At 72.7% G+C, this 18,445-nt stretch carries 21 protein-coding genes; 7 read left to right on the top strand and 14 right to left on the bottom strand.

Annotated features, from left to right (window positions below; translation table 11 throughout):
- Position 1: 1 nt before the first annotated feature.
- From J3486_RS40270 to J3486_RS40300, 7 genes are all read right to left on the bottom strand, one after another.
- The gene (locus J3486_RS40270; RefSeq protein ID WP_207829015.1) at positions 2–1,267 is read right to left on the bottom strand and encodes an MFS transporter; all 1,266 of its coding nucleotides are present in this window, start codon (positions 1,265–1,267) and stop codon (positions 2–4) included.
- Complete coding sequence (locus J3486_RS40275; protein WP_207829016.1) at positions 1,264–2,964, bottom strand: ABC transporter permease subunit; 1,701 nt, start codon at positions 2,962–2,964, stop codon at positions 1,264–1,266. Before J3486_RS40275 ends, J3486_RS40270 begins: the two co-directional genes overlap by 4 nt.
- Positions 2,961–4,424: an ABC transporter substrate-binding protein gene (locus tag J3486_RS40280; protein ID WP_207829018.1), complete on the bottom strand. Its 1,464-nt coding sequence runs from the start codon at positions 4,422–4,424 to the stop codon at positions 2,961–2,963. The genes J3486_RS40275 and J3486_RS40280 overlap by 4 nt, the downstream gene beginning before the upstream one ends.
- Positions 4,424–4,981 carry a GNAT family N-acetyltransferase gene (locus J3486_RS40285; RefSeq protein ID WP_207829020.1) on the bottom strand — a complete coding sequence of 186 codons (558 nt, stop codon included), beginning with the start codon at positions 4,979–4,981 and terminating at the stop codon, positions 4,424–4,426. The genes J3486_RS40280 and J3486_RS40285 overlap by 1 nt, the downstream gene beginning before the upstream one ends.
- Positions 4,982–5,064: 83 nt before the next feature.
- Positions 5,065–5,583, bottom strand: coding sequence for a 2-C-methyl-D-erythritol 2,4-cyclodiphosphate synthase (ispF, locus tag J3486_RS40290; RefSeq protein WP_207829021.1), 519 nt, complete (start codon positions 5,581–5,583; stop codon positions 5,065–5,067).
- Positions 5,573–6,322, bottom strand: a complete 750-nt coding sequence (gene ispD / locus J3486_RS40295) for a 2-C-methyl-D-erythritol 4-phosphate cytidylyltransferase (RefSeq protein WP_207829023.1) — start codon at positions 6,320–6,322, stop codon at positions 5,573–5,575. Before ispD ends, ispF begins: the two co-directional genes overlap by 11 nt.
- Positions 6,323–6,565: 243 nt before the next feature.
- Positions 6,566–7,048: a CarD family transcriptional regulator gene (locus tag J3486_RS40300; RefSeq protein ID WP_003953493.1), complete on the bottom strand. Its 483-nt coding sequence runs from the start codon at positions 7,046–7,048 to the stop codon at positions 6,566–6,568.
- A gap of 634 nt (positions 7,049–7,682) precedes the next feature.
- Between J3486_RS40300 and J3486_RS40305 the strand changes: the two genes are divergently transcribed.
- Positions 7,683–8,333, top strand: coding sequence for a DUF461 domain-containing protein (locus J3486_RS40305; protein WP_207829024.1), 651 nt, complete (start codon positions 7,683–7,685; stop codon positions 8,331–8,333).
- A 79-nt stretch (positions 8,334–8,412) separates the two neighbouring features.
- Here the strand turns inward: J3486_RS40305 and J3486_RS40310 are convergent, their stop codons facing one another.
- Together J3486_RS40310 and J3486_RS40315 are read right to left on the bottom strand one after the other, a co-directional pair.
- Entirely contained in the window at positions 8,413–9,093 is a 681-nt protein-coding gene (locus tag J3486_RS40310; protein ID WP_018527980.1) for a response regulator transcription factor, read from the bottom strand.
- Entirely contained in the window at positions 9,090–10,364 is a 1,275-nt protein-coding gene (locus J3486_RS40315; protein ID WP_207829025.1) for a cell wall metabolism sensor histidine kinase WalK, read from the bottom strand. Before J3486_RS40315 ends, J3486_RS40310 begins: the two co-directional genes overlap by 4 nt.
- Positions 10,365–10,559: 195 nt before the next feature.
- Here J3486_RS40315 and phoU point away from each other — a divergent pair, with 195 nt between their 5' ends.
- A complete protein-coding gene (gene phoU / locus J3486_RS40320; RefSeq protein ID WP_207829026.1) occupies positions 10,560–11,234 on the top strand; it encodes a phosphate signaling complex protein PhoU in 675 nt (224 codons plus the stop codon).
- Positions 11,235–11,315: 81 nt separating this feature from the next.
- On the opposite strand, the gene J3486_RS40325 is transcribed toward phoU, so the two are convergent.
- The gene (locus J3486_RS40325; protein ID WP_207829027.1) at positions 11,316–11,480 is read right to left on the bottom strand and encodes a hypothetical protein; all 165 of its coding nucleotides are present in this window, start codon (positions 11,478–11,480) and stop codon (positions 11,316–11,318) included.
- A 276-nt stretch (positions 11,481–11,756) separates the two neighbouring features.
- On the opposite strand from J3486_RS40325, the gene J3486_RS40330 reads away from it, so the two are divergent.
- Both J3486_RS40330 and cpt read left to right on the top strand, forming a co-directional pair.
- The gene (locus tag J3486_RS40330) at positions 11,757–13,706 is read left to right on the top strand and encodes an Ig-like domain repeat protein (protein WP_207829028.1); all 1,950 of its coding nucleotides are present in this window, start codon (positions 11,757–11,759) and stop codon (positions 13,704–13,706) included.
- 50 nt (positions 13,707–13,756) lie between these two features.
- Positions 13,757–14,275, top strand: coding sequence for a chloramphenicol phosphotransferase CPT (gene cpt / locus J3486_RS40335; RefSeq protein ID WP_207829029.1), 519 nt, complete (start codon positions 13,757–13,759; stop codon positions 14,273–14,275).
- 15 nt (positions 14,276–14,290) lie between these two features.
- Here the strand turns inward: cpt and J3486_RS40340 are convergent, their stop codons facing one another.
- Entirely contained in the window at positions 14,291–14,587 is a 297-nt protein-coding gene (locus J3486_RS40340) for a hypothetical protein (protein ID WP_207829031.1), read from the bottom strand.
- Between the two features lie 56 nt (positions 14,588–14,643).
- On the opposite strand from J3486_RS40340, the gene J3486_RS40345 reads away from it, so the two are divergent.
- Entirely contained in the window at positions 14,644–15,156 is a 513-nt protein-coding gene (locus tag J3486_RS40345; protein ID WP_207829032.1) for an HAD domain-containing protein, read from the top strand.
- On the opposite strand, the gene J3486_RS40350 is transcribed toward J3486_RS40345, so the two are convergent.
- The gene (locus J3486_RS40350; protein ID WP_207829034.1) at positions 15,147–15,743 is read right to left on the bottom strand and encodes a TetR/AcrR family transcriptional regulator; all 597 of its coding nucleotides are present in this window, start codon (positions 15,741–15,743) and stop codon (positions 15,147–15,149) included. The two genes, J3486_RS40345 and J3486_RS40350, sit on opposite strands and share 10 nt — an antisense overlap.
- 134 nt (positions 15,744–15,877) lie before the next feature.
- Here J3486_RS40350 and J3486_RS40355 point away from each other — a divergent pair, with 134 nt between their 5' ends.
- Positions 15,878–16,648, top strand: coding sequence for an SDR family NAD(P)-dependent oxidoreductase (locus tag J3486_RS40355; RefSeq protein ID WP_207829036.1), 771 nt, complete (start codon positions 15,878–15,880; stop codon positions 16,646–16,648).
- Between the two features lie 30 nt (positions 16,649–16,678).
- On the top strand, positions 16,679–17,089 hold the full coding sequence (locus tag J3486_RS40360; protein ID WP_207829038.1) for a hypothetical protein: 411 nt from the start codon (positions 16,679–16,681) through the stop codon (positions 17,087–17,089).
- On the opposite strand, the gene J3486_RS40365 is transcribed toward J3486_RS40360, so the two are convergent.
- The gene (locus J3486_RS40365) at positions 17,080–17,538 is read right to left on the bottom strand and encodes a hypothetical protein (RefSeq protein WP_207829040.1); all 459 of its coding nucleotides are present in this window, start codon (positions 17,536–17,538) and stop codon (positions 17,080–17,082) included. The two genes, J3486_RS40360 and J3486_RS40365, sit on opposite strands and share 10 nt — an antisense overlap.
- Positions 17,539–17,628: 90 nt before the next feature.
- Positions 17,629–18,390: a phosphoglyceromutase gene (locus tag J3486_RS40370; protein ID WP_207829042.1), complete on the bottom strand. Its 762-nt coding sequence runs from the start codon at positions 18,388–18,390 to the stop codon at positions 17,629–17,631.
- Positions 18,391–18,445: the final 55 nt, after the last annotated feature.

Here is an 18,445-nt window from a genome sequence, read left to right on the forward strand (position 1 = left end):
GCTACTCCTTCTTGAGGGACGGATGGCGCGTACCCGATCCTGCGACAACACACCGCGCCGCCCCGGCATTTCGTCCGGGTGTCACCCACCACGCGCATCCCGCCGCCGCCAGCGGCACCGCCGCGAGCACCGCCCACAGGACGGGTACGGGCAGGCCGAGCAGCGCCCCGGTCGCGGCGCTCCCGGCGAGCACGGCGATCCCGGAGACGGAGGAGAGCGCGCCGGTGGCGAGCCCGAGATGCCGCTCCGCCACGAGGTCCGGTACGAGTCCACGGGCAGCCGGGACCAGGAGCATCTGCCCGACGGTGAGCAGCACGACGAGCGCGCAGACGGGCAGCAGCCCGTACGTCCCGAAGCCGCCCACCGCGACCGCCGCGAACCCGGAAGCCACCAGCGCGAGCCCCGCGATCAGCGCGGTGCGCGGCGCGAGCCGCGCCGCCGACCAGCGGGTCACCGGCAGCTGGACGCAGACGACGAGCAGCGACGACAGCGCGAAGAGCGGGCCGACGGCGTCCTGCGACCCGGTGGTGCGGGCGACCTCGACGGGCAGCGCGAGATAGAGCTGGTTGTACGCGATGAGATAGCCGCTGTAGGCCAGGCACAGGGCGAGGAAGCGCGGGTTGGCGAACACCGCGGCGGCGCCCCGTGCACGGCGGGCCCGCGGCACGGCCGCCCGCCGCGGCATCAGCCGGGCGTGTCCGGCGAGCACCCCGACGAAGACCAGCGCGCCCGCGAGGCAGGCCGCCCGGAAGCTCACGAAGAGCAGGGCCGTGCCGAGCAGTGGACCGAGGAAGGCGCCCGCCTGTCCGGCGGCGGAGAAGACGCCGAGGACCTGGGCGCGCGGGACGCCGGTGGCGCGTTCGTGGCGGACGGCCTCGCGGGCGGTCTCGGACTCGACGGCCGGGGAGAAGAGCGCGGCGGCGAACCCGATGAGCAGGACGGCCGCGACGACGGTGGCCGTGGTGGCGGCGAACCCGAGCCAGCAGAACCCGGCGATGCGCAGGACGCACCCGGCGAGGACGACCGGGCGCGGCCCGAACCGGTCGGTGAGCGCGCCGCCGACGACGAAGAGGCCCTGCTGGCTGAACGTGCGCAGCCCGAGGACGAGGCCGACCGCCCATCCGGCGAGACCGAGGCGGTCGGTGAGATGGGTGGCGAGGTAGGGCAGGACGGCGTAGAAGCCGATGTTGAAGGCGAGCTGGGTGAGGGTCAACAACCTTATGTAGGGCGGCAGTTGGCGCACCCGGAGCCGACGGTCGGCGCTCATGCGCGCCCTTGGGCGGTCCGGCGGCCGGTGAGCGCCACCGTCGCGCCCACGACCGCGAGCGCCGCCGCCGGCGCGAGGACCGCCCAGGGGGCCCGCTCGGCGTAGGGCAGGTTCTCCATCAGCAGGCGGCCCCACTCGGGCGTGGGCGGCTGGGTGCCGAGGCCGAGGAAGCTGAGAGAGGCGAGGGCGAGGGTCGTCGGGGCGAGGCGCAGCGCCGCGTGCCGGGCGACCGGCGGCAGCACGCCCGGCAGGACGTGCCGGCGCAGGACGTGCCCGCGCCCGGCGCCGAGGGCGCGGGCGGCGGCGAGGTGCCCGGCGCCGCGTTCCGCCTCGGCGAGCGCCGCGGTGTGCGCGGCCAACGGGGCCCAGCCGACGGCGGCGACGGCGACGGCCGCCCCGGTCTGTCCGGCCCCGAACAGGCCGGTGACGAGCAGCCCGGCGAGGATCGCGGGCAGTGCGTTGGCGACCTCGGTGAGGCCCTTCGCGGCCCGGACGAGCCCGAGCAGCACGCCCGCCACGAAACACACGGCGCACACGACGGCGGCCGTGAGAAGCGTCCGCAGCGCGCCGTGCCCGAGCCGGGCCAGCACATCGCGCCCGAGCGCGTCCGTGCCGAAGGGGTGGGCCCGGGACGGGGCCACGAGGCGGGCGGCCAGGTCGACCTGGAGCGGGTCTCGGGTGAGCCCCCAGCCGATCACGCCGAGCAGCAGCGCGCCGAGGATCCATCCGGCGTACGAGGCGCCGCGCCACGACACCCGCGTCGCGCCCGGCAGCGCACCGGCGGCGAGCGCGGGCCCGAGCAGCCGGCGCCGGACGAGTCCGACGGTGACGGCAGCGGCCACGCCGAGCGCGAGCAGCACCAGCAGACAGCCCTGGAGCAGCGGCAGATCGAGGTCGAGGGCGGCGGCGACGGCCGTCCCGCCGAGCCCCGGGATCGCGAACACGGCCTCGACGGCGGCCGCGGCGCCGGTCAGGCCGACGACGGTGAGCCCGGCCTGCGGGAGCACCGCGGGCAGCATGCGGCGCACCGCGCGCCGGGCGATCCGGGAGCGTGGCATGCCGCCCGCCCGCATCGTGCGCACCCAGGGTTCGGCGAACACCGTCGGCAGCGCGTCCTGCCCGAGCCGGCCGAGGACGGCCCCCGCGGGGATGCCGAGGGCGAGGGCGGGCAGTACGGCGGAGGCGGGCGAGGCCCACCCCTGCGCGGGGAACCAGCCGAGCCGCACGGCGAACAGGGTCGCGAGCACGGAGGCGATCAGGAACTCGGGCAGCGCGGCGAGCACGCCCGCGACGGCCCCGCCGCGCGCCTCGGGCCGCCCGCGCCGCAGCGCGGGCAGCCAGACGGCCACCGCGACCCCGACGGCGACCACCATCGCGTACGCCATCAGCGACACGGACACCCAGAACGAGCCGGCCACGTCGGAGGCGACGTCGGCGCCGGTCACCCAGGACGTGCCGAGGTCTCCGTGTGCGAGGCCGCGCACCCACTGCCCGAAGAACGTGAAGGGGCCCTCGCCCAGGCCGAGCCGGTCACGCACCTGCGCGAGCTGCTCCGGTGTCGTGGGCGCGTCGCCGTACCGCGCGTGCAGCACGGTCAGCGCCGGGTCGGTCCTGGTCAGCCAGGGCAGCAGCGCGGTGACGGCGAGCAGCCCGCCGACCGCGACCGCCCGCCCGATTCCGACGGTCAGCTTCCTCACGCGCGCGTCTCCAGGCCGATGAACTGCCGCTCGTAGGGGTCGAGGACGACCCCGCGCACCCCGGCCCCGACGCCCTGCAGGTGCTCCTCGTGCACGATCGGCACGGCGGCGTCGGTGCGCAGGATCGCGGCCTCGGCGACGAGCACGGCCCGGTGCCGGGCGTCGCCCTCGCGTCCGGCGGCGGCGCGCACGGCGGCGTCCACGTCCGGGTCGTCGAGCCGGGAGATGTTGAAGCTGCCGCCGCCGGTGAAGTCGGAGGCGAGGTACGAGACGGGGTCGCCGGTGTCGAGCGCGGTGGACCGGGACATCAGGAAGGCGTCGTACGCGCCGTCCAGGGCCCCGGCTTCGAGCCGCGCGTAGTCCTTCACGACGAGCCGCACGCCGAACCCGGCCTTCTCCAGCTGCTGTTGGAGGGCCGCGGCGACCTCGGGGAGTTCGGCGCGGTTGGTGTACGTGGCGAGGGTGAGCGTCCGCCCGCGCGGCCGGGTGGCCCGCGCCCGCCCGGTGACCGGCAGTTGCTTGCCGTCGGCCCAGGCGAACCCGGGCCCGAGCAGCCCGGTGGCCTGCCGGGCGTACCCCTCGTAGACGCTGGACGCGAGCGCGCTGGTGTCGATCGCCTCGCGCACGGCGGCCCGCAGTCCGGCGTCGGCGAGCGGCCCCTTGCCCGTGTTCAGGTACAGGGTCGTGGTCCTGACCGTGCCGACCTTCCTGGCCCGGTCGCCGAGCAGCAGCGCCTGCGCCGCGGGCACGAACTCGGCGACCTCGATCTGGCCCGAACGCAGCGCGTTGGCACGGGCGTTGTTGTCGGCGACGAACGTCACGTCGAGGCCGCGCGCCGCCGCCTTCCCGCGCCAGTGCCCGTCGAACCGGTCGAGCGCGGCGGACACCGCCCCGTGCACCTGCGTCAGCGCGAAGGGCCCGGTGGCGGTCCCCACGGGGTCCACCCGCCCGTCCTTCCCGTACGCGGCCGGGGAGAGGACCGCGAGCGACGGGTTGGCGAGGCGTGCGGGCAGCAGCGGATCGGCGGTGCCGGTCGCGATCCGCACCCGCCGCTCCCCCACCGCCTCGGCCCTCAGCCGTACGTCGCTCAGCACGCGCGGCGTCACCTCGGCCCGGCCCGCCTCGCGCAGGGCGCGTACGACGGCGTCCGCGGTGACGTCCCCGCCGTCCTGGAACCGGGCCGCGCGCAGCGTGAACTCCCAGGTGGTGGCGTTCGTACGGGTCCACTTCTCGGCCAGCGCCGGGTGGATCACGCCGTCGGTGTCCATCCGGGTCAGACCGTCGACGACCGCGAGCCTGCTGAGCAGCAGCCCGTCGTCGCCGTACGGGGACAGGCCCTGGGTCGGCGCGAAGGCGAGGTCCACGCCGAGCCGGCCGCCGCGCGCGGTGCCGGTGAACGAGCCGCACGCGCTGGTGAGCCCGATCCCGGCGGCGGCGAGGAGCAGGCCGCGCCGCCGCATCAGGCGACGGGGACCGGCACCGGCGCGGGCAGCGGCAGCTCGAAGTGCACGATGCCCTGTCCGCCGCCGGGCAGCTCGCGCTCGTCGCAGACCTCCTGCGCGAGGGAGCGCCAGAACGGCTCGGCGCCGGTCACGGCGGGGTCGGTGTGCAGATACAGCCGCTCGTAGCCGCCCGCCGAGGCCACGAAGTCGGTCAGCTCGCGCACGAGCGCGCGGGCGAGGCCGTGGCGCCGGTGCTCGGGACGGACGTAGATGCGGCACAGCTGGGCGGTGGAGCCGGAGGGAAAGCGGTCGGCGACCCACTGCGGGTTGGGCGGGGCCGCGGGACCCTGGTCCCTGACCCCGCCGGTGGCGACGATCGCGCCGCTCGGCACGTGCTCGGCGACGAGCAGGGTGCGGCGCTCGGGGCGCAGGTAGTGGGCGGCCGGGTCGATGATGTCGGCGTGCCAGCGCGGCACGTATCCGGACTTCAGGTCGCGGTACACGGTGTCCAGCATGACGGCGCGGGCCCCGTCCACATCGCCGTCACCGGCCACGCGGATCACGTAGTCACCCATCGTCTGCCTTCACCTTGCCCGAGCCCGGTCCGCCATCTGCCCGACCATGCTAACTGCAAGGCATGTGCAATAAGCCGCCCGGGTCAGCCCTGCGCCCGCACCACCAGCGCGGTCGCGACCGCCATCAGGCCCTCGTCGCGCCCGGGGAACCCGAGCCCGTCGGTGGTGGCGCCGGAGACGGACACGGGAGCGCCCGCGGCCTCGGAGAGCACCTTCTGCGCCTCGTCGCGCCGCTTGCCGATCTTCGGGCGCGGGCCCACGACCTGCACGGCCACGTTCCCGATGACGAATCCGGCGGCGCGCACGATCCGCGCCGCCTCGGCGAGCAGCGTGAGTCCACTGGCCCCCGACCACTCGGGGCGCCCGGTCCCGAAGTGCTGCCCGAGGTCGCCGAGCCCGGCGGCCGAGAACAGCGCGTTGCAGGCGGCGTGCGCGACGACGTCGGCGTCGGAGTGCCCGGCGAGCCCGGGACCGGTGTAGTCGGGCGCCTCCCACCTCAGCCCGGCGCACCACATCTCACGGCCCTCCTCGAAGGCGTGGATGTCGGTCCCGATGCCGACCTGCGGCAGTACGGACGGAAGGGACTGCTGCTCAGAACCCATCGTTGGCCCTCCTGCGGGCGAGCACGGCCTCGGCGAGCACGAGGTCGAGCGGCCTGGTCACCTTGAACGCCTCCTCGTGCCCGGGCACGAGCACGACCTGGAGGCCCATCCGCTCGACCATGCTGGCGTCGTCGGTGACGTCGTCCGTGACGGTCTCGTGGGCCTGCACGAGGATCGCGCGGTCGAAGCCCTGCGGCGTCTGCACCGCGCGCAGCCTGGCCCGCGAGGGCGTGGCCACGACGGGCTCGGGGCTGCCGTCGGCGGCCGGCACGACCTCCTTGACGGTGTCCGCGAGCGGCAGCGCGGGCACGACGGCCGGCGCGCCCTCGCGGACGGCCTCGATCACGGCGTCGACGGTGTCCACCGGGACGAGCGGGCGGGCCGCGTCGTGCACGAGGACGATGTCGATGCCGTCGGGCAGCGCGTCGAGCCCGAGCTTCACGGACTCCTGGCGCGACTCACCACCCGGGACCACGACGAAGTCGGTCCGCTCGGGCAGCGCGTGATCGGCGAGCAGGCTCTTCACCTCGGCGGCGCCGTCCGGCGGGGCGACGACCACGACGAGGGAGACGGAGCGGGACGCCGCCATGGCGCGGACGGCGTGGATCAGCATCGGGGTGCCGTTGAGCGCGCGCAGCGCCTTGGGGGCGCCGGGGCCGAGGCGCACACCCCGGCCGGCGGCCGGAATCACGGCCGCGGTGCGTGCGAGGGCGGCAACGGGACGCGTTTCGTCAGACATCGGTTCCGTTCAGGTTTGTACGCTCGGGGGTGGTGGGTATGGCCACATCGTGCCGGGCGCGACGCCTCGACCGGACCCTTCCGTGACACTGGTCGAGCCAGCTGCCCGGGCCCGGCACACCAGGGGATCTTCCGAGTACAGCGGTACGGGTACGAGGATACGAACATGCCGCAGCGCCCGGCGACACCATCAGGGTCAGCGGGCACCACGGCATTATTCATTCACACGCGACAGCAGCGCGTGTCAGGACGCGAGAACCTCGTCGAGCAGGGCCTCGGCCTTGTCCTCGTTCGTGTTCTCCGCGAGAGCGAGCTCGCTCACCAGGATCTGGCGAGCCTTGGCGAGCATGCGCTTCTCACCCGCGGACAGTCCGCGCTCACGCTCGCGACGCCACAGGTCACGCACAACCTCCGCGACCTTGATGACATCACCGGAGGCGAGCTTCTCCAGGTTTGCCTTGTAACGGCGCGACCAGTTCGTGGGCTCCTCGGCGTACGGCGCGCGCAGCACCTCGAAGACCCGGTCGAGCCCGTCCTGACCGACCACATCACGCACGCCGACGAACTCCGCATTGTCCGCTGGCACACGCACCGTCAGGTCGCCCTGGGCGACCTTCAGCACCAAGTAGGTCTTGTCCACGCCTTTGATCTGGCGAGTTTCGATGGCCTCGATCAGCGCGGCCCCGTGATGGGGATAGACCACGGTGTCGCCAACCTTGAACGTCATGTGACAGGTACCCCTTCCGTGGCTATCCAGGGTAACACGGAAACGGCGGGTTCTGAATGGCGTTTTCGCAGGTCAGGGCATATCTCGGGGCTTGACAACAACAACAGGAACGTGCTGCGGAGGGGGCCGCGGACGGAAGAGGAGGGGGGTATTCGCAGGTCGGAGCGGCTCTCCGGCGAAGCGGAAACCCGAACGTTACAGGCCCCCGATCAGGCATCCAAGGGGACGAACGTCCCGGTTTGCGAGGTTCAGGGGAGGAGACTTCCGCTACTCCGTTCGGGTACTCGCAGTCCCGTTCGAGACGAATCCGGAATTGATCATCGCGATTCCTGGGCCCTGGTGATCGTTTTTCCGGACCCTCATGCATTCCTTACCGGAAATCCGCCCGGCCCGCTGGACAGGGCCTATGTGAATGGTGAACGAGAGGCCATTGGTGACGGTGAGGAGTTCGGGATGTCCGGTGCGTATGCGGCGGCCGAACGATGCCGAGCAGGTCCTGTGCGGACGCTAGGGGCGGGTCGGGTGCGGCGGCATGAGAACGGCTCGGTAATCTAAGGCCGCTGACAGACCCTTAGGACGGCTTTACATCCCGTGAGCCGTTCGCTCCGCCCACGTTCAAGGAGTTGCCGCCGCCGTGAGCAGCAGCCTTCGACGCGGCGCCCTCGCCGCCGCCGCCATCGCGTTCTCGATCGCCTCGCTCGCCGCGTGCGGTGCCGGCAACAGCGCGCAGACGCTCGAGGTGAAGCCGGACAACGCCGCGACGACCGTCGGTGACATCAAGGTGCAGAACGCCACCGTCATCACGCAGCCGGACCTCTCGTCCAAGGGCCCGGCCGTCGTCACCGCCACCCTCTTCAACAACGGCAAGACCGACCAGACGCTCGACGGCATCACCGTCGACGGGGTCGGCAAGACCGCGAAGCTGACCGACGCCAAGGGCGGCTCGACCATCACGGTCCCGGCCCACGGCTCCGTCGTCCTCGGTGGCAAGGGCAACGCCTCCGCCGAGCTCCCCAACAGCCGCACCGCCGTCCTGGACGGCAACGCGCAGCCGATCACCTTCTCGTTCAGCGAGGCCGGTGCCGTGAAGCTGCGCGCGTTCGTGGTGCCCGCCGAGAGCTACTTCGAGAAGTGGGGGCCGAGCTCGATGCCGGCCACGCCGAGCGCGTCCGCCACGGCCTCCTCCTCGGCGTCGTCCTCGTCGAGCGAGTCGCCTTCGGACAAGGGCTCGGCGTCGTCGTCGGCCTCGTCCTCCGCCACGGCGACGGCGAGCGCGGGGCACTGACCCGGGCATGGAACACGACGAAGAGGGCGGGCCCGCACCGGGCCCGCCCTCTTCGTGTGTCCGCGACGGAGCCGGCGGTCTACGGCTCGAACTTGTACCCCAGGCCGCGGACCGTGACCAGGTAGCGCGGGGCGCCCGGGTCCGGCTCGATCTTGGCGCGCAGGCGCTTCACGTGGACGTCGAGGGTCTTGGTGTCGCCCACGTAGTCCGCGCCCCAGACCCGGTCGATCAGCTGCATGCGGGTCAGCACGCGGCCGGCGTTGCGCAGCAGCATCTCCAGGAGGTCGAACTCCTTCAGGGGGAGGTCGACCTTGGAGCCGGAGACCGTGACGACGTGCCGGTCGACGTCCATCCGCACCGGACCCGCCTCAAGGGCCTGCGGGGCGACCTCCTCCGGCTCGCCGCGGCGGCGCAGGACGGCCCGGATGCGGGCCACCAGCTCGCGCGAGGAGAAGGGCTTGGTGACGTAGTCGTCGGCTCCTATTTCGAGCCCGACGACCTTGTCGATCTCGCTGTCCTTGGCGGTCACCATGATGACCGGGACGTTCGAGCGGCCGCGCAGCTGGCGGCAGACCTCGGTGCCGGGCAGGCCGGGCAGCATCAGGTCGAGCAGGACGAGGTCGGCGCCGTTGCGCTCGAACTCGTCGAGTCCGTCGGGCCCGGTGGCCGCGATGGCGACCTCGAAGCCCTCCTTGCGGAGCATGTAGGACAGGGCGTCGGAGAAGGACTCCTCGTCCTCTACGACGAGCACTCGGGTCACGGAAGGACCTCCGGGGCGGCAGGGATGGATTCGTATGCGGTTGTGTCGTCGGGCCCGTGTGCGTCGTCTTCGTCGCGTACGTCTCCGGGGCCTTCGGGGATGCGGGTCTGCTGGGTGCGGGACGCGGCGGCCTCGGGCAGCCGCAGGGTGAAGGTGGAGCCCTGTCCCTCCGAGCTCCACACGGTGACCTCTCCGCCGTGGGAGGCGGCCACGTGCTTGACGATGGCGAGCCCGAGGCCGGTACCGCCGGTGGCGCGGGAGCGGGCCGGGTCGACGCGGTAGAAGCGCTCGAAGATGCGCTCCTTGTCCTTGTCGGAGATGCCGATGCCCTGGTCGGTGACGGCTATCTCGATCAGGTCGCCGCCGGGCGCGGTGACCCGGCGCGCGGCTATGCCCACGCGCGTACGGGCCGGGGAGTAGTTGACCGCGTTCTCCACCAGGTTGCCGAGGGCCGCTGCGAGCTGGCCGCGGTTGCCCCACACCCGCAGGTCGGCGGTGCCCCCCGCGGCCATGGTGATCTGCTTGGTCGCGGCGGGCTGGCGGCAGCGGTCGATGGCCTCGGCGACGAGCTCGTCGGCACGGACCGGCTCCGCGTCCTCCAGCGGGTCGTCGTTCTGCACCCGGGACAGGTCGATGAGCTCCTGGACGAGGCTGGTCAGCCGGGTCGCCTCGATCTGCATACGGCCGGCGAAGCGCTCGACGGCCTCGGGGTCGTCGGAGGCGTCCATGACGGCCTCGGAGAGCAGGGAGAGGGCCCCTACCGGGGTCTTCAGCTCGTGGCTCACGTTCGCGACGAAGTCGCGGCGGACCGCCTCGATGCGGCGGGCCTCGGTCAGGTCCTCGACGAGGAGGAGGACCAGGCGGGAGCCGAGCGGGGCGACGCGCGCGGAGACCGCGAGGGCGTCGCCGCGGCCGGTGCCGCGGCGAGGCAGGTCCAGCTCGACCTGGCGTATCTCGCCGTCGCGCCGGGTGTCGCGGGCCATCTGCAGCATCGGTTCGACGGCGAGCTTCCCGCCGCGTACGAGACCGAGGGCGTACGCCGCCGAGCTGGCCTTGACCACGCTGTCCGCCTCGTCGAGGACGACGGCGGAGGAGCGGAGCACGGACAGGACCGTGTCCACGCCGGGCGGCAGGGCCGGGTCGGTGTGCAGTGAGGTGCGGGTGGGGCGCTTCTGGTCGCGTTCGCTCCAGCGGAACGCCAGCATCGCGATCGCACCGGTGCACACTCCGGCGATCGCTGAGGCTGCGGCGACCGCCGCGTTCACGTCCATGCCTCCAGGTTATGCGGGTGCGGCCGGTCCTCCACAGCCGTCCGGGTGGCCACTCGAACACTCGTCGCCCAGAGTTCACCTTCAGTACGGAGGTGATTCATTTGTGGTGCCGGATCCGGACGCGTACGGCACCCACCGTGGGACCGTGGGGCTGACCCGGTCCCACACGGACCCATGCTGGAAGGGGCACGCCGTATGCGTGACGCGTACCACGAGGAACTTGACTCGATCGGCGAGGGCCTGGTCGAGATGGCCCGCCTTGTCGGGTCGGCGATCGGGCGCGCCACCACGGCCATGCTCGACGCCGACCTGAAGCTCGCCGAGACCGTGATCGCCGCCGACCAGAGGGTGGACGATCTGCAGCACGAGCTGGAGGCCCGTGCGATAGCCCTGCTCGCCCGGCAGCAGCCGGTGGCGACCGATCTGCGGATCGTCGTCACCTCGCTGCGGATGAGCGCCGACCTGGAGCGCAGCGGCGACCTCGCCCAGCACGTCGCCAAGCTGGCCCGGCTGCGTTTCCCGGAGCGGGCCGTCCCGCACGACCTGCACGCGACCATCCTGGAGATGGGGCAGCTGGCGCAGCGCCTGATGGCGAAGGCGGCCGAGGTCATCATCACCAAGGACGTCGATCTGGCGATGCAGCTGGAGCAGGACGACGACGAGATGGACCTGCTGCACCGCACGCTCTTCCAGCACCTGATGGACGAGAAGTGGAAGCACGGCATCGAGACGGCCGTCGACGTGACGCTGCTGGGCCGCTACTACGAGCGGTACGCGGACCACGCCGTGGCGGTCGCCAAGCGCGTCGTCTACCTGGTGACCGGCGAGCACGCCGACGACGTGCAGGCGGCGGCAGCGGAAGGCGCCTGACCGGACGCCCCGCCCCGCGCGACGGCGGAGGGCCCGCACCGGTGACGGTGCGGGCCCTCCGCCGTGTTCCGGTGCACGGGGTCAGCCGCAGCAGCCGCCGCACTGGCAGGGGGCGCCCGACTGGCACCCGCAGCCGCAGCCCGAGCCGCAGCCACAGGCGCCGAGCAGCACCAACTCGGGGACGGGGCGGCTCACTTCGAAAGGTGTCTCGGGCGTCTGGTCGGGCCTGGGGGACTCGGCAGCCATGGTTCCCTCCTCGATGGACCTGCGGGGCCTCCGTGCCGGAGGGCCTCCTCCATTGCATGCCCTGACCGGCGGGCGCATCAACGGCGCACGCGCGCGTGCGCCGATATTTGGGGGCATCCCGCGCATCCGCAGAAACCCCCTCCTCAATCGTCACTGCCATGTCATACGCTGCGCTCCAGCAGCCGCGCCCCGGTCCGCCATCGGACGGACACGGGCGTCGCGCGGCGCTCTCGTCTCCCGGTCATCCACCGGGTTTCTCTGTGGGGGTACACGACTGTGCGTACGCGCAGCATCTCTACCGCGACGGCGCTCGCGGTGCTTTTCTCCTCGGCGGCGCTGAGCGTCGTCGCGGCCGGCACGGCGTCCGCGGCCACGGCGACCGTCGCCTCGCCCGCCGGTCTCGTCGCCGACGGCGCACTGAAGCGGGTCTTCGTCGGGGACACCACGGGCGGCAGGATCCTCGCCACCGACTACGCGGGCACGCTCGTCGACTCGGTGAGCGGGCTCGGCACCGTCTCCGACCTCGCCGTCTCCGACGACGGGGCCACCCTGTACGCGGCCGTGCGGGACACCCACGAGATCGTGGCGCTCGACGCGGCCACGCTCGACGTGGTCCGGCGCTACCCGGTCGCCACGGACACCGGGCCCACCTACGTCGCCTTCAGCGCCGGCAAGGTGTGGTTCACGTACGGCGACCAGTGGGACGGCGACCTCGGTTCGGTCGACCCGTCCGTGGACCCGGCGAGCGGCACCGACCCGGTGGCGCTGACGCAGTTCCCCACGGAGGGCACCGGCAGCGGGATCCACGGCCAGGGCCTGCTCGACACCGACCCGACGCAGCCGGGCGTGCTCGCCGTCGGCGAGACCGGCATCTCCACGGACTCGATGGCGGTGCTCGACGTCTCGGGCGCCGCGCCCTCGGTGGTGGCCTGGTACGACGGCGACTACACGCTCAACAGCGGCATCGGCGACATCGACCTGGTCCCCGGCGGCCAGGAGGTGCTGGTCAACGGCGCCGTGCGGGACGCGTACGCGGACGGGAAGTTCCACGAGGCCGGCTCCTACCCCAGCGGGCTGCGCGCCGACATCGCGCCGAACGGCATGGTCGCGCAGTACACCGGCAGCAACGTGGTGACGTACGAGCCGAACTCCTCCATGGTCGTGCACAGTTACGCGCAGACCACCGAGGTGGCGGCCCTGGAGTGGGCCCCCGACCTGTCGCGGGTGTTCACGCTCTTGGCGAGCGGCAGCGGCTACGCGCTCAAGGTGCTCGGCGACCCCACGCTCAACAACCCGACCCTCACGGTCAGCGCCCCGACGAAGGCGACCCGCGCCAAGCAGCTCACCGTCACCGGCAGGCTCTCCGCGTCCGTGGCCCTGCCGGCCGGCGCGCAGCTCGCCGTCACCCGCACCGACCTGGAGTCCCCGAGCGGCAAGGCGCTCGCCGCCGTCACCGTGAAGGCGGACGGCACCTACTCGTTCACCGACACCCCGCCGGCCGGCGGCACGGTCACCTACACGGTGTCCTACGCGGGCGACGCCACGCACTCGGCGGTCTCCGCGTCCGACAAGGTCGAGGTCTCCCGCACCACGCCGACCCTGACGCTGAACAAGAACGGCAACGTCTACTCGTACGGCGCCGACGTCTCCTTCACCGCGCACCTCGGCTCGACGTACAAGAACCGCACGGTGGAGATCTGGGCCAACCCGTACGGCAGCGACAAGCCGAACACGCTGATCAGGACGGCGAAGGTCAACTCCAGCGGAAACGTCTCCGCGACGGTGGACATGAAGCGCGACACCACGGTGAGCGCGGTGTTCGCCGGGGACGCGCGCACCGCGCCCAGGACCGTGAAGGTGACCGCCTACGCGCGCGTGAAGATCTCGAACTCGATCTCCAAGCACTACAAGACGGGGACGATCGGCTCGCACAGCTACTACTGGTTCCACAAGTCGACCAGCCCTGTGGTGACCACGACGATGTCGTACTACAAGGGCCGCAAGGAGCGTCTGGAGCTGGAGGTGTACTACAACGGCACGTGGTACGACTCCGGTTCGGAGTACTTCAAGCTCGGCACCAACGGGAAGGTGGCCGTGAGTCTCGGCGCCCCCGGGGAGTCCGGCGTCAAGGCGCGGGTGCGCACCTCGTACATCAACAACTCGTCGGGCGACAACGTGAACTCGACGACGCACAGCTCCTGGAAGTACCTGTACTTCACCAAGTGAGGTGCGGTGAAGTGAGGTGAAGTGCCGTGCGGGGCGGTTACGTTGATCGCATGACCCACGTGATCGTCCTCAACGGCGGCTCCAGCTCCGGCAAGACGAGCATCGCCCGCGCCTTGCAGGAGCTGCTGCCCGATCCCTGGCTGACCCTCGGCGCCGACACGTTCGTGGAGGCGCTGCCGGCGACGGGCGCGGGGATCGAGTTCGGCGCGGACGGCTCGGTGACCGTAGGCCCCGCGTTCCGGCGGGTGGAAGCCGCCTGGATCGCGGGCATCGCGGCGATGGCGGCGGCCGGGGCGCGGATCGTCGTGGACGAGGTGTTCCTGGGCGGCGCGGGCTCGCAGGAGGAGTGGAGCCGGGCCCTCGCGGGGCTCGACGTGCTCTGGGTCGGGGTGCGCTGCGACGCCGAGGTGGCGGCGCGGCGGGAGGCGGCGCGGGGCGACCGGGTCACCGGGATGGCGGCGAAGCAGGCCGAGGCGGTGCACGTCGGCGTCACGTACGACCTGGTGATCGACACGGCGCGGGCCGACACGCGTACGTGCGCGCGCGAGATCGCGGCGCGGGTGCGCTGAGCCGGACGGCCGGGGCTAGAGCGTGCCGACGCTCAGCCGCATCCGGCACGCGTCGACCGCCTCCACCCGTACGGGCATCCCCCAGTGCGCGCTCAGCCGCTGCCCCACACCGACGATCCGGCGCCGCTCCTCGCGGGTGTACGCGGGGTAGGTGGCCGCGCCGTGGTCGGCGATCTCGTTGCCCAACTCGGTGAAGAGCAGCGCCTGGTAGCGGTTCTCCTCCTCGGGGGTGAGCGGGCTGGGGGTCGCTTCCTGTGGGACGGGCGTATCGGGGTGCGGGATCGGGCGCACGTTGTACAGGTCGTGGATCATCGGGCCTCCGGTCGTCGCGTGCGTCGCCTGCGGTGCGAGGTCACTATCGTGCAGCCGTGACGTCGTCCTCCGCGCGCCCCCTCCTCTTTCTCGACGTGGACGGGCCGCTGCTCCCGTTCGGCGGCCCGGCGCGGGAGCCTTCCGGTGCCGGTCCTGGCAATCCGCTGCTGGCTCGCCTCGATCCGGCGCTCGGCCCGCGTCTGCTGGCGCTCGGGTGCCCGCTGGTGTGGGCCACGACCTGGGGCGACGAGGCCAACGACAGCATCGGCCCGCGTCTCGGGCTGCCCCGCCTGCCCGTCCTCGACCGGCCCGGCGCGACGCCCACGGGGATGCCGCGCGGTCTGCACTGGAAGACCCCGGCCCTCGTGGCGTGGGCCGGGCGGCGCCCCTTCGTCTGGGTCGACGACGAGATCGGCCCGGTGGACCGGCTCTGGGTCGAGGCAGCGCATCCGGCGCCCGCCCTGCTGCACCGGGTGGCCCCCGCCGTCGGGCTCACCGACGCCGACTTCCGGGTGCTCGACGACTGGGTGCGCAGACAGACGGACTCTCGGGCGAACCCTCAGGTGTAGGACCGCAGATGCTCGATGCCGGTGTCGAGGGCCGCTCTGAGGTGCGTCGAGTCACCGGTGGACATCATGATCGTCACGCCGCCCTGCACACCGGCGAGCAGGCCGGCGGCGGCCCGGTCCGCGTCGAGGCGCGGTGACGCGAGCCCGTTCTCCTGGAGGGTGCGCACGCCGCGGGCGAGCTGCTCCTGCCACTGCCGCATCAGCTCGGTGACGATCGCCCTCGCACCCGGGCTCGACCGTCCGACCTGGAGGAACAGCGCGCCCAACGGGCAGTGGTCGCCCTGGAGTTCGTAGCGCTCCACGACCACGTCCCGCCACTGCTGCCAGGACTCCCACGAGTCGAGGCGGCCCAGGTGCGGCTGCTGGTCCTCAAGGACCCGGTCGGCCTCGAACCGGGCGACGGCGAGCAGCAGCTCGTCCTTGCCGTCGGGGAAGTAGTGGAAGAGCTGGCTCTTGCTGGTGCCGGTGCGGGCGCGGATGTCGTCGAGCCGGGTGAAGGCGACCCCCTGCTCGCGCAGCACTTCGGCCGCGCCCTCCACGATGCGGGCGCGCGTGGCCTGTCCTTTCGCGGTCAACGTGTCCGGCACGGCACCAGCCCCTTCCTCCTGCCCCCGACGGTACCTCCCCCTCCCGCCATTCTGGACTTGCCGGTCCATTTTTTGCGGAGCACCTTGGTCCTCGTCAGCACGACGGAAGCACCCACGGACAGGGAGATCACGCCATGAGTGGACGACTGCACGGCAAGACAGCGCTGGTCACGGGTTCGACCAGCAACATCGGACAGGCCATCGCCGAGGCGTTCGCCGCCGAGGGCGCCCATGTCGTCGTATCGGGACGCAACGCGGAGCGCGGGGCCGCCGTCGTCGAGGGCATCCGCGCGGCCGGCGGCCGGGCCGACTTCGTGGCGGCGGACCTGGACGGCAGCCCCGAGGCGTCCCGGGCCCTGGCCGACCGGGCCGGTGCGGCCCTGGGCGGCCGGATGGACATCCTGGTCAACAACGCCGGTGTCTACCCGGCGCCCGGCACGGCCGACACCGACGAGAAGACCTTCGACCAGGTCTACGGCGTGAACGTGAAGGCGCCCTTCTTCCTCACCGCCGCCGTCGCCCCGGCGATGGCGGCCGCGGGCGGCGGCGCGATCGTCAACCTCGGCTCGTGGATCGCCCGGCTCGCGGTGCCGCAGGGCGCGCTCTACAGCTCGACGAAGGGTGCGATGGAGACCCTGACCCGCGCCTGGGCCGCCGAGTTCGGCCCGCAGGGCGTCCGGGTCAACGCCGTCTCCCCCGGCGTGATCCTCCCCCCGGCACCCGAGGGCGCCGAGCCGCACCCGGGCGAGATCATGATGAACGGCACGCCCGCGGGCACGGTGGGCACCCCCGACGCCATCGCCAAGGCCGTGCTGTGGCTGGCGAGCGACGAGGCGTCGTTCGTCCACGGCACCGTGGTGGACGTGGACGGCGGGCGGACCGGGGTCGCCGTGATCGCGGCGTGACGGGCGGCCGGGCCGCGTAGCCTCGGCGGCATGCCCCGCCATGCGAAGAAGCCGCGCAGACTGGTCGCCGACGGGCGCGAGTACATGTGGACGCAGCGCCACAGCCACCGCAAGGACGACGCCGGCCGCGCCGTGGACTGCCGCGAGACCCTGACGCTCACCCCCCAGCCGTCCGGCTCCGGCGGCCCCCTGCGCATCGTCTTCGCCAAGGGCCCCGGCCGGTACGTCCCCGGCGGCGCCCCTCTCGGCTCCGGGGACGTGGGCTTCGTCCGCGGCGCGGGCCTGAACCTCCACGAGCCGGGCGCCGTCCGCGCCCTGCTCGACGTGGCGCTGTCCGACGGGTGGCGTCCGCAGGACCGTCACCCGCGGGAGATCGACGGCTGGCTCCTGCTGGAACGGGCGGCGGCGATCCGCAGCGGCGGGCAGGAAGGTCATGCCTGACGGACGGCCTCGGGGCGCAGCCTCAACTCCTGCACCTGGTAGCAGTCCGAGTGGACGGTCGCGATGATCTCGCCGCACGCACACACCAGATTGGGCCCCCATTCCCCGTCCATCCCGCAGCAGTACCCCCGCCGCATCGCGGTGTCGGGGTGCGGCACCATGCCGATGCCGTCGCCGGGATGGAGCACGACGGTGCCGCGCGGTCCGGACTCCACCAGGAGTTCGGACCGCTCGTCGAGCACATAGGGCGGCCCGAACGGCTCGGGGTCGATGGCGAACGCCCCCGGCGCCATCCGCACCACGGGCTCGGCGCAATGTCCGTCGGAATCCACCGGCGAGGCCCGTGGCTGGTACCACCCCTCGTCCGTGTCTGGATCCGGCAGGTCCCGCTCGACGACCGGTGCCGTGACGGCCGCCCCGCACGTCCGGCACCGGAACACCGTCGCCATCGGCGTCCCCCTTCCTTGAGGCACCACGTGCAAGAAGCCCCCCACCCACGGAGACCCCGCGGGCAGAGGGCTGAAAGCAGAGGAGCCGGGCTACTTCTTCTTGCCCTGGTTCTTCACGGCCTCGATCGCCGCCGCGGCCGCGTCCGGGTCGAGGTACGTGCCGCCCGGCTTGACCGGGTTGAAGTCGGCGTCGAGTTCGTAGGCGAGCGGGATGCCCGTCGGGATGTTCAGGCCCGCGATGTCCGCGTCCGAGATGCCGTCCAGGTGCTTGACCAGGGCGCGCAGCGAGTTGCCGTGGGCCGCGACCAGGACCGTCCTGCCCGTGAGGAGGTCGGGGACGATGCCGTCGAACCAGTACGGGAGCATGCGGACGACGACGTCCTTGAGGCACTCCGTCTGCGGGCGCAGCTCCGGCGGGAGCGTCGCATAGCGCGGGTCGGAGAACTGGGAGTACTCGGCGTCGCGGTCCAGCGCCGGCGGCGGGGTGTCGTACGAGCGGCGCCACAGCATGAACTGCTCCTCGCCGAACTCGGCGAGGGTCTGGGCCTTGTCCTTGCCCTGGAGGGCGCCGTAGTGGCGCTCGTTCAGGCGCCACGAGCGGTGGACCGGGATCCAGTGACGGTCGGCGGCCTCCAGCGCCAGCTGCGCGGTGCGGATCGCGCGCTTCTGGAGCGAGGTGTGGACCACGTCGGGGAGAAGTCCGGCGTCCTTCAGGAGCTCGCCACCGCGGACCGCCTCCTTCTCGCCCTTCTCGTTCAGGTTGACGTCCACCCATCCGGTGAACAGGTTCTTCGCGTTCCACTCGCTCTCGCCGTGGCGGAGGAGGATCAGCTTGTACGGTGCGTCGGCCATGGAGCCGAGCCTAATCGACCGCTCCGCCCCTCGCCGATTGACGGTCCCCGTCAAT

This window comes from Streptomyces sp. VRA16 Mangrove soil (assembly GCF_017377775.1).
GTDB lineage: Bacteria > Actinomycetota > Actinomycetes > Streptomycetales > Streptomycetaceae > Streptomyces.

Excerpts from the sequence above, each read along its gene's own strand:
- J3486_RS40315 (WP_207829025.1), bottom strand. The coding sequence starts at position 10,364 with ATGGACGTGAACGCGGCGGTCGCCGCAGCCTCAGCGATCGCCGGAGTG.
- ispF (WP_207829021.1), bottom strand. The coding sequence starts at position 5,583 with ATGGGTTCTGAGCAGCAGTCCCTTCCGTCCGTACTGCCGCAGGTCGGC.
- cpt (WP_207829029.1), top strand. The coding sequence starts at position 13,757 with ATGACCCACGTGATCGTCCTCAACGGCGGCTCCAGCTCCGGCAAGACG.
- J3486_RS40270 (WP_207829015.1), bottom strand. The coding sequence starts at position 1,267 with ATGAGCGCCGACCGTCGGCTCCGGGTGCGCCAACTGCCGCCCTACATA.
- ispD (WP_207829023.1), bottom strand. The coding sequence starts at position 6,322 with ATGTCTGACGAAACGCGTCCCGTTGCCGCCCTCGCACGCACCGCGGCC.
- J3486_RS40300 (WP_003953493.1), bottom strand. The coding sequence starts at position 7,048 with ATGACGTTCAAGGTTGGCGACACCGTGGTCTATCCCCATCACGGGGCC.
- J3486_RS40370 (WP_207829042.1), bottom strand. The coding sequence starts at position 18,390 with ATGGCCGACGCACCGTACAAGCTGATCCTCCTCCGCCACGGCGAGAGC.
- phoU (WP_207829026.1), top strand. The coding sequence starts at position 10,560 with ATGCGTGACGCGTACCACGAGGAACTTGACTCGATCGGCGAGGGCCTG.
- J3486_RS40285 (WP_207829020.1), bottom strand. The coding sequence starts at position 4,981 with ATGGGTGACTACGTGATCCGCGTGGCCGGTGACGGCGATGTGGACGGG.
- J3486_RS40325 (WP_207829027.1), bottom strand. The coding sequence starts at position 11,480 with ATGGCTGCCGAGTCCCCCAGGCCCGACCAGACGCCCGAGACACCTTTC.
- J3486_RS40340 (WP_207829031.1), bottom strand. The coding sequence starts at position 14,587 with ATGATCCACGACCTGTACAACGTGCGCCCGATCCCGCACCCCGATACG.
- J3486_RS40280 (WP_207829018.1), bottom strand. The coding sequence starts at position 4,424 with ATGCGGCGGCGCGGCCTGCTCCTCGCCGCCGCCGGGATCGGGCTCACC.
- J3486_RS40355 (WP_207829036.1), top strand. The coding sequence starts at position 15,878 with ATGAGTGGACGACTGCACGGCAAGACAGCGCTGGTCACGGGTTCGACC.
- J3486_RS40365 (WP_207829040.1), bottom strand. The coding sequence starts at position 17,538 with ATGGCGACGGTGTTCCGGTGCCGGACGTGCGGGGCGGCCGTCACGGCA.
- J3486_RS40360 (WP_207829038.1), top strand. The coding sequence starts at position 16,679 with ATGCCCCGCCATGCGAAGAAGCCGCGCAGACTGGTCGCCGACGGGCGC.